We start from the raw sequence: 12897 nt of genomic DNA on the forward strand, positions 1-12897 counted from the left end.
GCCCGGTGCGGGAAGGCAGGCAGGGCCGGGTCGCGTTGGTCTCTTCATGCCTGTGATTCGACCGTTCCGTGCCGCCGCCCTGTTGTCGCTGACCGTGGCCCTGCCGGTGTACGCGGCCGGGCCCGCCGTGTGGGGCGAGGGGATGATGGTGAAGGTGCGGCCGGGGACCGCCGCCCGGAGCGCCACCGAGGTGCGGCTCACCGCCGCGCGCAACGAGTTCGTCTCCTTCCAGGTCGCGCTGCAAGGCGGCGACACGGGCCTGAAGGGCGTGCGCGCGAAGCTGCCCGCGCTGGAGGGCCCGGGCTCCACGACGCTGACGGGGCCGGACGTGACGCTGTACCGCCAGGCGCTGGTCACCACGAAGCAGGCGTCGGTGGCGGGCGAGTCCGTGGGCGCATGGCCGGACGGGCTGGTGCCGGACACGGATGAAATCGCCGGTGAGACGCGAAGCGCCTTCCCCTTCGACGTGCCGGCGAAGGAGGCACGGGCGCTCTGGGTGGACGTGCACGTGCCGAAGGACGCGCCGCCCGGGGACTACACGGGCACGGTGACGGTGGAGGCGGACGGAGGCTTCCAGCGGCAGGTGACGGCCAGGCTGACGGTGGTGGACGCGGAACTGCCGAGCACGTCCTCGCTGTCCTCCGCGTTCCTGCTCTGGCCGCCGCACGTGTGCCGCGCGCACACGGGCCGCGAGGACTGCACGCCGGAGGAACTGCAGCCGCTGCTCGCGCGCTACCAGCGCATGGCATTGGAGCACCGCTTCACGCTCTCCAGCCTCTTCCCACGCAAGCCGTGGCCGCCGGAGTGGAGCAGCTTCGACGCGACATGGGGACCGTACCTGGAGGGCACGGCGCCCAACCGGTTGCAGGGCGCGAGGATGACGAGCCTGGAGTACGTGGGTCCGCTCGACGCGGCGAACCTGAAGGACTTCACGGCGCACATGAAGGCGAAGGGCTGGCTGGACCGGGCCTACGTGCAACTGGGAGACGAGCCGCCCTACGGCACGCCCTTCGCGCAGGTGCACAAGACGGGAGAGTTGGTGCGCCAGGCAGCGCCCGGGCTGCGCACGATGCTGACGACGAACTCGCGCGAACTGAAGGCCAACAACCTGGAGGACGCGGTGGACCTGGCGGTGCCGCTGGTGAACCACCTGGACGGCACGGACGCGAACTTCCGGGGCGATCAGCGGGGGACGTACACGCACTTCCTGGAGCGTCCGGGAACGGCGTTGTGGATGTATCAGAGCTGCATGAGCCACGGCTGTGCGTATGGAACCAACGCGCCGGAGAACAAGCCGGGCGCGGGCTGGCCGTCGTACATGCTGGACCGGTCGGCGGCGAAGGCGCGCGCGATGGAGTGGGTGACGTTCCTGCAGGGAGCGACGGGCGAGCTCTACTACCAGTCGGTCGGCATGCTCTCCACGGCATGGACGGACCAGTACCGCTTCAACGGCAACGGGGACGGGACGCTCTTCTACCCGGGCACGCCGGAGGCCATCGGCGGCAAGACGGACGTGCCGGTGGCATCGCTGCGGCTCAAGCTCATCCGCCAGGGCATGCAGGACTACGAGTGGCTCAAGGCGGTGAGTGACGCGGGAGACCCGGGCTTCGCGCGCAAGGTGGCCCGGGACCTGATCCCCGCCGCGTCGCGAGTGACGGACGACGGAGCCGCCTTCGACGCGGCAAGGCTGAAGCTCATCCAGCGTTACGAGGAGCTGACCGCGACCCAAACGCCGGACGCGGGAACGCAGCCGCCGGACGCAGGCACGCCGGCGGACGGAGGCACGGAGCCCCTGCCGGACGAAGCCGCGGGAGGCCCCTCGAAGGGCTCACCCGGCTCACCGTCCGACGTGACGCCGGACGCGCTTGATGACGCCGAAGCAGGAGGCTGCACCACGGGCGGAGGCGGAACGGCGGCGGTCGCTGGAGGCCTGCTCTTCGCGGCCTGGGCGCTCGGAGGCATGCGTCGTCGTCACGCTCGCGTGACCGTGCCCGCCCGGAAGAGGTAGGCGCAGGGCAGGACAAGCGCGCCTGCCGCAACGCGCCAGGGTGGAGGCCCCTGCCGGAGGCCCAACGCACGAACCTGCCCGACAGTTGGACAGGTTTCGGAAGACCGTCGCCCGGACCCCTTGGCCCCTTCGAGTTGGAGGCCCTTCGCGCGAACTTGTCCGACAGTCGGACCGGTTTTGAAGCGCTGCGGCCCAGGCTCCCGGGCCCGCCCTGCTGGAGGCACTCCAGATGAACCTGTCCGACAGTCCGACAGTCGGACAGGTTTCGGAAGACCGTCGCCCGGCTCAGGGCCCGCCCTGCTGGAGGCACTCCAGATGAACCTGTCCGACAGTCCGACAGTCGGACAGGTTTCGGAAGACCGTCGCCCGGCTCAGGGCCCGCCCTGCTGGAGGCACTCCAGATGAACCTGTCCGACAGTCCGACAGTCGGACAGGTTTCGGAAGACCGTCGCCCGGCTCAGGGCCCGCCCTGCTGGAGGCACTCCAGATGAACTTGTCCGACAGTCGGACAAGTTTGGAGCGTCGCGGCCCGACCTCTCGTCCCCGCCCTGCCGGAGGGACAACGCGCGAACCTGTCCGACAGTCGGACAGGTTTTTGGAAAACCGCGTCCCGGCCCCAGGCCTGCCCTGCCGGAGGCACTCCGCGCGAACTTGTCCGACAGTCGGACAGGTTTGGGACGCCCACGGCTCGGGGGCTCCCGGTCCAGCCGGCAGCGGAAACCTGTCCGACAGTCGGACAGGTTTTGGAGCGCCGCGTCCCGGACTCTGGGGCCTGGTCGCCGGGTCGGACCCATGTCGGACGAGGGAGGTACAACGCTGGCTGCCTGCCCGGAAGCGCCGCGCGGGCTCCGGGGCGTCATGCTAGAGGGCGGCGCATGAGCACGGACGTGGTGAAGCGAGCTGTCATCCGCGAGGCGCGGCCCGAGGACGACAAGGCGATTGGCGACCTGTTGGTGGACGCCTACGTCACGCAGTACGCGAAGAAGCTGCCGGAGGTCGTCTACTCCGAGGAGCGCAAGGCGTTCCTGCGCGACGTCGCCGCCAGGCGCAAGGTGTGCACCATCATGGTGGCGGAAGTGGACGGAGAGGTCGTGGGCACGGTGGCCCTGTACCCGCCCGGCGCACCCGGCACGGAGGCCTGGCTGCCCCGCACGGCGGACCTGCGCGCCCTGGCCACCTCGGTGCGCTACCACGGCCAGGGCCTGGCCCAGCCGCTGCTGGCGGAGGCGGAGGTCCTGGCGAAGCGCTGGGGCGTGGACGCCATCTCCCTCCACGTGCGCCGGGGCGCGGAGGGCGTCGCGCGCATGTACCAGCGCCGTGGCTACCAGCGTGCGCCGGAAGGCGACATGGACCGCCTCCCGGACGTGTTCCTGGAGGCGTACCTGCTGCCCCTGAAGTGACGCATGTCAGGCGGGAACGCGTTCATCCGTGGAGAGCGCATCCCGTCTGACGCCGGAGGGTCCGCGAACGCTCGCGTGACCCGGGCACCGGAAGGGATCGCGCGCTGGAGTCGTGGCGTGCGCCCTGCCCCGGAAGGGGCGCCGGTCGGCACGCCGACCCACACCCCGGTGTTCAAATCATGATGATTCCCATTCCCGAGCAGTCGCTCGTGCTGCTCCTGGGCCCCTCCGGCTCCGGCAAGTCCACCCTCGCGAACGCGCACTTCCTCCCAGAGGACGTGCTGCCCGGCACGGGCAACGAAACGAAGCTCCACGACGAAGTGGCCCGAAGGCTCACGAAGGGCACGCTCACCGTCATCGACGGAGTCCCGCTCAGCGCCGAGTCCCGCCGGCACTACGTGACCCTGGCGCGCGAGCACCACGTCGCCCTGGTCGCGGTGGCCATGGACACGCCGGAGGCGCTCTGTCTGGAGCGCAACCGCACGCGCTCCGGGTCGGCCAGTCCCAAGGCCCTGCGCAACCAGGTGCAGCAGCTCCAGAACGCGCTGAAGGGGCTGACCAAGGAAGGCATCCGGCACGTGCACGTGCTCACGCCGGAGACGGTGGGCGCGGTGGCCTTCGAGCATCAGCCACTGCGCTGCCATCGTCAGTACGAGCACGGACCCTTTGACATCATTGGAGACGTCCACGGGTGCTTCGACGAACTCAAGGCTCTGCTGACGAAGCTGGGCTACGTCATCGGGCCGCGCCTGGGCTATCTGCGCTACAACGAGGGCTTCGAGGTGGGGGGCAACGAAGGACGCATGGTGGTGTTCCTGGGCGACCTGGTTGACCGAGGGCCAGGAGTAGTGGAGGTACTGAAGCTGGTGATGGGGATGGGGTATGCGGGCAGGGCGCTATTCGTGCCGGGCAACCATGAAATCAAGTTGCTCAAGAAGCTGCGTGGCAAGGACGTGCGAGTGGGGCGCGGGCTCGCGATGACGCTGGAGCAACTGGAGCGCGAGCCTCCAGCTTTCGTCCAAGAAGTGGCGGATTTCATTGAGGCCGGACCTACGCACTACGTCCTGGACGACGGCCGCCTGGTGGTGGCGCACGCGGGCCTGAAGGAACCCATGCACGGCCGGGACACCCCGGAGGTGCGCGACTTCGCCCTCTACGGAGAGACGACGGGAGAAGCGGACGCCTACGGCCTGCCGGTGCGAGCCGACTGGGCGGCGCGGTACAGCGGACAGGCCACGGTCGTGTACGGCCACACTCCCGTGCCGGAATCCGAATGGGTGAACAACACCGTCTGCGTGGACACGGGCTGTGTGTTCGGAGGCAAGCTGACCGCGCTGCGCTATCCGGAGCGTGAGCTCATCTCCGTGCCCGCGCAGCGCGAGTACTGGAAGTCACGGAGCCACACGGCCCCGTGAGTCCCCTCAGGCGGCCGCCGCCGTGACGCCGCCCACGCTCCGGCGCGCCGCCTCCATGCAGTCGTCCAGGAAGCGCAGGTAGCAGTCCAGCCCGCGCGAACCGAACGACGCCAGCCGCCGGCCCTCCTCGGGATGGGTGCTCAGGAGCCCCTCCATCATCCGCTCGTTGAGCGCGGTGTGGCCCACGTCCACCTCCGCGTGCTCGCGCAGGAAGGTGAGCGTGTCCAGCGTCCCCTGTCCCAGCACCTCACGCACGCGCGCCAGGATGCGCGGCACCAGCACCACCGCCAGGTAGCCCACCTCGTACTCGATGGCGGCCTGACCCAGCGGCAGGTCACCGGTGATGGCCTCGTCGTGCACCTGCCGGTACTCGCGCATGGCGGCCGTGGGCGCCTGTGCGACCAGCGCATCCGCGTCCAGTGGCTGTGCGTGGCTCGCGTTCCACTGCGCCGTCAGCACGCGCGCGTCCTGAATGGTCATCAGGTGATGGCCGGCCTCGTGCTTCGCGTGGGTGATGAGCTGCCGGCCCACCTTCTCCTGGCCCAGCGCGATGCAGCGCTCACCGGCGCCGCGGATCCACCCGTCCACCGGCTCGGTCATGTACGCGCCCCGGGCGGACCACTCGATGAGGAAGCGCGCCATCAGGTCCGGCGTGATGTCCGGCGACAGGAGCGTGCGCACGACGGCGTCCGTGTCCAGGCGGGCGCGGGTTTCCTTCGTGTGCGGCAGGTAGTGGGTCTGGATGAGGGTCATGACAGCTCCTTCTGGGGATGGGAGAGCGGACGGGGAGCCGTCTGCTCGTGGATGTGCTCCAGGAATTCGGGAGCGAGCTCGGCGGGGATGAGCCACAGGTACGGCTTCGCGTCGGGCGCCGGGTCGTGCAGGCCCGAGGCCTCCACGTCACCAGCCTCTTCGGCCAGGAAGGTGAAGACGTCGCGGCCCCGGTCCGCGAACCAGCGGCGAGCCCCATCCATCAGCGCCGGATAGGCCTGCCGCGCACGCGGCGACAGCGCGAACACCCGCACGGAGTCCAGCAGCCCGAAGGGATTGGTACCGGGAGGCCCCGACTCCAAAACGGCCACCGCCACCGGCTTCGCGCCCTCGCGAGCGACCAGCAGGTGCCGCTCGCGCTCCAGGCCCACCGACTGCCAGGTCCGCGTCACGTCCCGCAGGTCCAGCGTCTCCAGGCGCAGGTCCAACGCCTCGGCGTAGCAGGCGGGCCGGGTGAGGGCGATCCGCTCCACCAGCAGCCGCCGCTCCGCCTCCGTCGCGGGGCCCAACTCCAGACCCGCCAGCGGCGGGGCAGGGGGATGGCCACACTCGACGTCAATCATTCGCATTGGCAGCATCAGCGTCCGGCCCGTCGCCGCCATGCGGTCGGCGAAGCCGACGTGCGAGCGGTACGTGAAGGGCACGGTCGATTCGATGTACGCCGCGAACCATCGGAACCCGCTGTCCCGCTGCGCGTGCTCCACGCAGTGCACGTACAGCTCACGCAGCATCTGGCCCCTGAGGCGCTCGAACCGCGTGGCGTCCTGGCGCCGCGCCAACTGGTGCACCATCCACACGGAGCGGTAGGGCTTCATCGCGGAGAGGGTCGCCTCCACGCCGCGCTCGGAAGGCCACACCACCTCGGTGAGGACCGAGCCCATCGAACCGGCCTGGCGGCCCAGCTCGATGAAGCTCCGCCGCCGCGACTCGAAGTCCTCCGCGGACCGGCCGGCCAGGTTGAAGTAGCCGGAGTCGATGAACAGCCGCCACTGCTCCTCCGCCCGCGCGCCATCGACACAGGTCGTCGGATGAAGGGCCCGAGCGACCAGCGCCTGCCATCGCTCGCCATCCTCGACGGACAGCGGCGTCACCTGGAGCCCGCACTGGAGCTCCCCATCGGCGCGGTCCGACACATGGCGCACCTCTCCGCGCAGAGACACGACCTCACCCGTCGCCGTGCGCAGCTCGATGGGCTGGAGCACCCGGCCCGGCGAGAGGCGTTCTCCGGTCCCCAACCGCAGCGCCATCCCATGCAGGGACACATCCACCGCGTCGCGCTCCCGGCCCAGCCATCCCGGCAGCGGCAGACGCAAGCGCAGGTCCGCGGGCGCGGGAGCACGCCGATGCGCCCGGCGGCGCACCTGGATCAACTGACGGGGCAGCGGCGTCACCCACGTCCCCGGCTCCGCTGTCTCTCCGGACAGGAGCATCCGGTAGACGCAGCCATGGCCAAACACCTCCACCTCCCAGGCGTCCGCGCCTGGATCCACCGTCAGCCCGGACCAGTGGAGGACTCCGCCTTCCCCCTCCAGCGTCTCCAGCCGCAGCGGCGACGCCATGTCTCCCCGTCGCAGCAATGCGGCCGAGCCCAGCGCGGCGGCGGTGGCGAGGATGATGCGGATGCGCTCGGAGTCGGTGATGTCCCACCGGATCTCCCATTCCAGGACCGGTGCCTCGGACAACGGACGCAGCTGTGCGCGAGCGAAAGGCGCTCCCACGGTGAACTCTCCAGATGAATGACGTCGGGGGGTGCGCGAATCACCCGGGACCGCCGTGGATCCGCGCTCGAAATGGATACGGAACCGGGCCACCCGGTTGGTCATCGAATCCCGGGGGGACACGAACACCGGCGGTGCGGTCCGCGGCTTTCTCGTTGTCTCACCTGACGGTGAAACCACGTGGAACCTCACGGGTTTCATGTGACAGGGGGGTGCCGTCACGGTGGGAAAGGTGCGTGCGCCCCAGGTCGGGCTTACCCTGTGGGGCCCATGTCCCTCCGCAAGGACTTCATCGAGCGCGCCGCCGAGCAGTTCGCCGCCGCCATCGCCAGCATCCTCAAGGCCCGGAAGGAGAAGCGGTACGGGGACGCACGCAACCACATCCGCGACACCGCCCTCACCGTGCTGGGCATGGAGTACGGCGCACTCACTCTCGCGGACGCCGAGTCCACCTCGCGCCTGCTCGGCACCGCCTCTCGCGTGCGGATGCTCGCGAAGCTGGTGCGCGAGGACGGCGAGCTGATGCGCGAGCAGGGCGACCCGCTCACCGCCGACTCGCGCTTCCTGCTGTCGCTGGAGCTGTACCTGGAGGCCATCTCGCTCGGCCTCAACCCGGACACCGAGGACGCCACCGCCATCGCGGAGCTGCGCGCCCTCACGGACCCCTCCGCGCTGTCGGAGCGGCACCAGCGGATGCTCTCCCAGGCCTGACGAAGCGCGGCGCGCACGTTCGCGCACCCACGCATCGGTCGGGTTTGCGACACAGCAACATGGGGAGATCCATTGCTTCCGATCAAGCAATGACACGGTGACGCCCCCCGCCTTGCCCTGGCTTCCGGGTTTGCGTCTATCCTTGCCGTCCATTCGTCACGCAACACCGGGGGGGTGCGCGTGTCCTTTGTTCGGTTACCCGAGAGCGTTGTCTCTTGTCGCAACCTCGTGGGCGGAGAGTGGGTCTCTCCCGCCGGAGCGTCCGCGCAGGAGGTCCGCAGTCCCTACACTGGCGCGCTCATCGGCCGCGTGCCGCTGACGACCGCCTCGGGTGTCGCCCAGGCCGTGGAGGCCGCGAAGGCCGCCGCGCAAGGCTGGCGCGTCACCCCGCTGCGCGAGCGCACCCAATTCCTGCAACGCTTCCGCACGCTCCTGGAGACGCACCTGGAAAGGCTCGCGCACCTGGCCGCGAGCGAATCCGGCAAGACAGTGGCGGAGGGCCGCGCGGGCCTGCTCAAGGGAATGGAGGTCTGTGATTTCGCCCTGTCGCTGCAGAACCTGGACAGCGGCGCGCACCTGGAGGTGAGCCGGGGCGTCACCTGTGAATACCGCCGCGAGCCCCTGGGCGTCGTCGCCGGCATCACGCCATTCAACTTCCCCGCGATGGTGCCCCTGTGGCTGTTCCCCATCGCCATCACGGTGGGCAACGCCTTCATCCTCAAGCCGTCGGAGAAGGTGCCGCTCACCGCGACCGCCATGGGCGAACTGATGGTGGAGGCCGGCTATCCACCCGGCGTCTTCTCCGTGGTGCATGGAGCAAAGCCCGCGGTGGACGCGCTCCTGGAGCACCCGGACGTGAAGGCCCTGGCCTTCGTCGGCTCGTCCCCCGTCGCGAAGCACGTCTATGTCGAGGGCAGCCGTCACGGCAAACGCGTGCTGGCGCTGGGCGGCGCGAAGAACCACCTCATCGTCGTGCCGGACGCGGACCCGGAGCTCACGCCGCAGGCGGTGGTGGACTCGTTCACCGGCTGCGCGGGCCAGCGCTGCATGGCGGCCAGCGTGATGCTCGCGGTGGGGGACGTGCAGCCGCTCGTGGACGACATCCTCCGGCGGGCCTCACGTCTGGAGGTCGGCCCGGGCATGGGCGCGCTCATCGACCGGGGCGCGGTGGATCGGCTGGAGACGGCCATCGCCAGGGCGCAGGCGGACGGGGCGCGGGTGCTCCTGGACGGGCGGGGCAAGCGGCCCGCGGGCGAGGCCTACGCGAACGGCCACTGGCTGGGGCCCACGGTGCTGGACCACGTGCGCCCGGACATGGAGGCCGCGCGGCGTGAGCTGTTCGGCCCGGTGCTGTCCATCGTGCGGGTGCCCACGCTGTCGGCGGCGCTCGCGGTGGAGAACGCGTCGCCCTATGGCAACGCGGCGTCCATCTTCACCACCAACGGCGCGGTGGCGCAGACGGTGGTGGAGGGCGCCAGGGCCGGCATGGTGGGCGTGAACGTGGGCGTGCCGGTGCCGCGCGAGCCCTTCTCCTTCGGTGGCACGGGCGAATCGAAGTTCGGCCACGGGGACGTGACGGGACCGTCGAGCCTCGACTTCTGGAGCCAGCTCAAGAAGGTGACGCGCAAGTGGTCCGCGCGCACCGACGGCTCCTGGATGAGCTGACACAAGCCGCTGCTTCGCCCCCATTCCCAGACATCTGTCCTTTCCCACGCGCCCCGCGAGGAGGGTGCACCCCATGGCTGACAAGAAGCCGGTCAATCACATCCGTCTCACGTCCCATCCCGATGGTCAGGCCCCCGGAGTCCCCCTGCGCTGGGGCGAGCCGGAGCCGCTGCGCCGGGGCCCGGTGGTGGCCACGCTCTCCGACCCCGCGAACCGGAACGTCATCGGCACGCACTCGGGCGCGTACTCCATCTACCGCGCGCTGGCGGTGTCCGCGGGCAAGCTGCCGCAGGACCACAAGGCGGACCTGACCAACACCTCGCCCGCGGCGCAGGTGGGGCCCCATCCGGCGTGGAGCGACCCCAAGCGCATCGTGTCGCTGGACCCCTGGGGCGCGGTGGCCTCGCAGGTGTTCCGCGCCTACGCCGAGCAGGGCGTGGACTACCGGCCCACCATCGCCGTCACCCGGGCCCACATCAACATGCCGGAGGTGCGCGAGGCCATGGCCGCCGGGCGCCTCAAGGTGGACGGCGACCTCGTCGCGGCGAACGGCGACGTGAAGGTCGTGAAGGCCGCGGTGGAGCCCGTCTGGTACCTGCCCGGCATCGCCGAACGCTTCGGCCTCACGGAGGGCGCGCTGCGCCGCGGCCTCTTCGAGCACACCGGAGGCATGTACCCTGAGCTCATCACCCGCCCGGACCTGCACGTCTTCCTGCCGCCCATCGGCGGTCTGTCGCTGTATGTCTTTGGCGACATCACCTCGCTCGCGGACCGGGACGTGCCGCTGGCGGCGCGGGTGCATGACGAGTGCAACGGCTCGGACGTCTTCGGCAGCGACATCTGCACCTGCCGGCCCTACCTGGTGCACGGCATCGAGGAGTGCGTGCGGATGGCGCAGCAGGGCGGGGTGGGGCTCATCGTCTACCACCGCAAGGAGGGCCGGGCGCTGGGCGAGGTGACCAAGTTCCTCGTCTACAACGCACGCAAGCGCCAGGAGGGCGGAGACTCCGCGGCCACGTACTTCCACCGCACGGAGTGCGTGGCGGGCGTGCAGGACATGCGCTTCCAGGAGCTGATGCCGGACGTGCTGCACTGGCTGGGCATCACGCGCATCCACCGCTTCATCTCCATGAGCGACATGAAGCACGACGCCATCGTGCGCTCGGGCATTGAAATCCTCGAACGGGTCCCCATCCCGGACGGGCTCATCCCCGCCGACGCGAAGGTGGAGATGGAGGCGAAGAAGGCCGCGGGCTACTTCACGCGCGGGCCGGTGGCGGACGCGGGGGAACTGGCGCAGGTGAAGGGACGGGACCTCGATGCTTGACGCGATCCGGGTACAGGAGGTGTCCCCCACGGTGGCCTGGCTGCGCAGCCCGGCGGCCATCCGCGAGCGCTGTCACCAGGTATTGGACCTGGGGCTCGCCGGCCGGCTGGAGTACTTCCGGGTGGAGCCGTCCCGGCTGCCCACGGTGGTGGACCGGGTGCTGGCGGTGACGCACGAGGCGTACCCCCGGCTGGACATCCCGGTGCACAGCCGCTGGAGGCACTTCGACGCGGGAGGCGTGCCCAGGCTCGCGCAGCTGGAGGCGCGCCTGGCCCCGCTGCCGCCGGAGGAACGCGCACGCGCCAAGGTGGACCTGGGCGTGGTGAGCGTGCTCCTGGACGCGGGCAGCGGCCCCGCGTGGCGCTACCAGGAGCCCGGAGGCGCGTCCTACGTGCGCTCGGAGGGGCTGGCGGTGGCGTCGCTGCGCATGTTCATGGCGGGCGGCTTCTCGTCGGATCCAGACCGGCCGCTGCGCGCGGACGCGGAGGCGCTGGGCCGCATGACGCGCGAGCAGTTGGAGCGCGGCTTCCAGGTGTCGGAGTCCAATCCGCTCCTGGGCGTGGAGGGGCGGCTGCACCTCATGCAGGCGCTGTCGCGCGTGCTGCCCAGGCCCGGGACGCTGTTCGACATGCTGGCCGCGCACCGCCGCAGCGTGAGGGCCGCGGAGGTGCTGGGCACGGTGCTGGAGGTGCTGGGCCCCATCTGGCCGGGTCGCACGACGGTGGACGGCGTGAACCTGGGCGACGTGTGGCCGCATCCGGCGCTCGGGCCGCCGGGCAGCGCGGACTCGCTGGTGCCCTTCCACAAGTTGTCCCAGTGGCTGGCGTACTCACTGGTGGAGCCGCTGGCGGAAGCCGGCGTGACGGTGACGGAGCTGGACGCGCTCACCGGCCTGCCGGAGTACCGCAACGGCGGCCTCTTCGTGGACCTGGGCGTGCTGGTGCCGCAGGACCCGCGCCTGACGACGGAGGTCTACGGCCCGGGTGACCCGCCCATCGTGGAGTGGCGGGCGCTGACGGTGGCGCTGCTGGACCGCGTGGCCGCGCTGGTGCGAGGGCGTCTGGAATTGAGCGCGGAGGAGCTGCCGCTGGCGAAGGTGCTCCAGGGCGGCACGTGGACGGCGGGGCGCCGGGTGGCGGCGGAGCTGCGCCCCGGGGGCGTACCGCCCATCCGCATCCGCAGTGACGGCACGGTGTTCTGAAACACAAATCCAAGAGGAGGACGCATGGACTTCCCGAACTGCACGGTGGTGGATCACCCGCTGGTGAAGCACAAGCTGACGGTGATGCGCAGGACGGACACGAGCACGGCGGCCTTCCGGGCGCTGCTGGAGGAGATCTCCCTCCTGCTCGGGTACGAGGCGCTGCGAGACCTGAAGCTGCGCGAGGAGGAGATTGAGACGCCCATGGCGCGCACCACGGGCTGGGCGCTGGACGGCAAGAAGCTGGTGCTGGTGCCCATCCTGAGAGCAGGGCAGGGCATCCTGGACGGCCTGCTCCAGCTCGTCCCGTCCGCGCGAGTGGGCCACATCGGCCTGTACCGCGACCCGGAGTCGCTCGGAGCCGTGGAGTACTACTACCGCGTGCCCGCCAACCTGGAGGACCGCGACGTCATCGTCTGCGACCCGATGCTCGCGACGGGCAACTCCGCGGTGGCGGCGCTCCAGCGGGTGAAGCGAAGCCGCCCGGGCTCACTGCGCTTCGTGTGCCTGCTCGCGTGTCCGGAGGGCCTGATGAACCTGCGCGAGCACCACCCCGACGTGCGCGTCTTCACCGCCGCCATCGACGAGAAGCTGGACTCGCACGGCTACATCCTGCCCGGCCTGGGCGACGCGGGAGACCGCCTCTTCGGCACGAAGTCGGTGGACTGACTAGTCGCGATT

The 12897-nt window shown here is 70.5% G+C and carries 10 protein-coding genes; 8 read left to right on the plus strand and 2 right to left on the minus strand.

Translation table 11 applies throughout. The features are described 5' to 3' along the window. Window positions 1-46 precede the first annotated feature (46 nt). From ACX114_RS00425 to ACX114_RS00435, 3 genes are all read left to right on the plus strand, one after another. On the plus strand, window positions 47-2008 hold the full coding sequence (locus ACX114_RS00425) for a DUF4091 domain-containing protein (protein WP_459293588.1): 1962 nt from the start codon (window positions 47-49) through the stop codon (window positions 2006-2008). An 875-nt stretch (window positions 2009-2883) separates the two neighbouring features. Further along, complete coding sequence (locus ACX114_RS00430) at window positions 2884-3408, plus strand: GNAT family N-acetyltransferase (protein ID WP_459293590.1); 525 nt, start codon at window positions 2884-2886, stop codon at window positions 3406-3408. A 179-nt stretch (window positions 3409-3587) separates the two neighbouring features. Next, window positions 3588-4823, plus strand: coding sequence for an AAA family ATPase (locus ACX114_RS00435; protein WP_459293592.1), 1236 nt, complete (start codon window positions 3588-3590; stop codon window positions 4821-4823). 6 nt (window positions 4824-4829) lie between these two features. Here the strand turns inward: ACX114_RS00435 and ACX114_RS00440 are convergent, their stop codons facing one another. Both ACX114_RS00440 and ACX114_RS00445 read right to left on the minus strand, forming a co-directional pair. Beyond that, window positions 4830-5576 (minus strand): hypothetical protein, encoded by a 747-nt coding sequence (locus ACX114_RS00440; RefSeq protein WP_459293593.1) that lies wholly within the window; start codon window positions 5574-5576, stop codon window positions 4830-4832. Then, window positions 5573-7312, minus strand: coding sequence for a PilZ domain-containing protein (locus ACX114_RS00445; protein ID WP_459293594.1), 1740 nt, complete (start codon window positions 7310-7312; stop codon window positions 5573-5575). The genes ACX114_RS00440 and ACX114_RS00445 overlap by 4 nt, the downstream gene beginning before the upstream one ends. A gap of 270 nt (window positions 7313-7582) precedes the next feature. Between ACX114_RS00445 and ACX114_RS00450 the strand changes: the two genes are divergently transcribed. The 5 genes from ACX114_RS00450 (at window position 7583) to upp (ending at window position 12885) form a co-directional block, all read left to right on the plus strand. Further along, window positions 7583-8023 carry a hypothetical protein gene (locus tag ACX114_RS00450; RefSeq protein WP_459293595.1) on the plus strand — a complete coding sequence of 147 codons (441 nt, stop codon included), beginning with the start codon at window positions 7583-7585 and terminating at the stop codon, window positions 8021-8023. 180 nt (window positions 8024-8203) lie between these two features. Further along, window positions 8204-9688, plus strand: a complete 1485-nt coding sequence (gene mmsA, locus ACX114_RS00455) for a CoA-acylating methylmalonate-semialdehyde dehydrogenase (RefSeq protein WP_459293596.1) — start codon at window positions 8204-8206, stop codon at window positions 9686-9688. 73 nt (window positions 9689-9761) lie between these two features. After that, the gene (locus tag ACX114_RS00460) at window positions 9762-11015 is read left to right on the plus strand and encodes a GTP cyclohydrolase II (RefSeq protein WP_459293598.1); all 1254 of its coding nucleotides are present in this window, start codon (window positions 9762-9764) and stop codon (window positions 11013-11015) included. Beyond that, a complete protein-coding gene (locus ACX114_RS00465) occupies window positions 11008-12216 on the plus strand; it encodes a URC4/urg3 family protein (protein WP_459293600.1) in 1209 nt (402 codons plus the stop codon). The genes ACX114_RS00460 and ACX114_RS00465 overlap by 8 nt, the downstream gene beginning before the upstream one ends. 24 nt (window positions 12217-12240) lie before the next feature. Then, on the plus strand, window positions 12241-12885 hold the full coding sequence (gene upp, locus ACX114_RS00470) for a uracil phosphoribosyltransferase (RefSeq protein WP_459293602.1): 645 nt from the start codon (window positions 12241-12243) through the stop codon (window positions 12883-12885). Window positions 12886-12897: the final 12 nt, after the last annotated feature.

This window comes from Corallococcus sp. M7 (assembly GCF_054512695.1).

Excerpts from the sequence above, each read along its gene's own strand:
- ACX114_RS00465 (WP_459293600.1), top strand. The coding sequence starts at position 11,008 with ATGCTTGACGCGATCCGGGTACAGGAGGTGTCCCCCACGGTGGCCTGG.
- ACX114_RS00430 (WP_459293590.1), top strand. The coding sequence starts at position 2,884 with ATGAGCACGGACGTGGTGAAGCGAGCTGTCATCCGCGAGGCGCGGCCC.
- ACX114_RS00450 (WP_459293595.1), top strand. The coding sequence starts at position 7,583 with ATGTCCCTCCGCAAGGACTTCATCGAGCGCGCCGCCGAGCAGTTCGCC.
- upp (WP_459293602.1), top strand. The coding sequence starts at position 12,241 with ATGGACTTCCCGAACTGCACGGTGGTGGATCACCCGCTGGTGAAGCAC.
- ACX114_RS00460 (WP_459293598.1), top strand. The coding sequence starts at position 9,762 with ATGGCTGACAAGAAGCCGGTCAATCACATCCGTCTCACGTCCCATCCC.
- ACX114_RS00435 (WP_459293592.1), top strand. The coding sequence starts at position 3,588 with ATGATGATTCCCATTCCCGAGCAGTCGCTCGTGCTGCTCCTGGGCCCC.
- ACX114_RS00425 (WP_459293588.1), top strand. The coding sequence starts at position 47 with ATGCCTGTGATTCGACCGTTCCGTGCCGCCGCCCTGTTGTCGCTGACC.
- ACX114_RS00440 (WP_459293593.1), bottom strand. The coding sequence starts at position 5,576 with ATGACCCTCATCCAGACCCACTACCTGCCGCACACGAAGGAAACCCGC.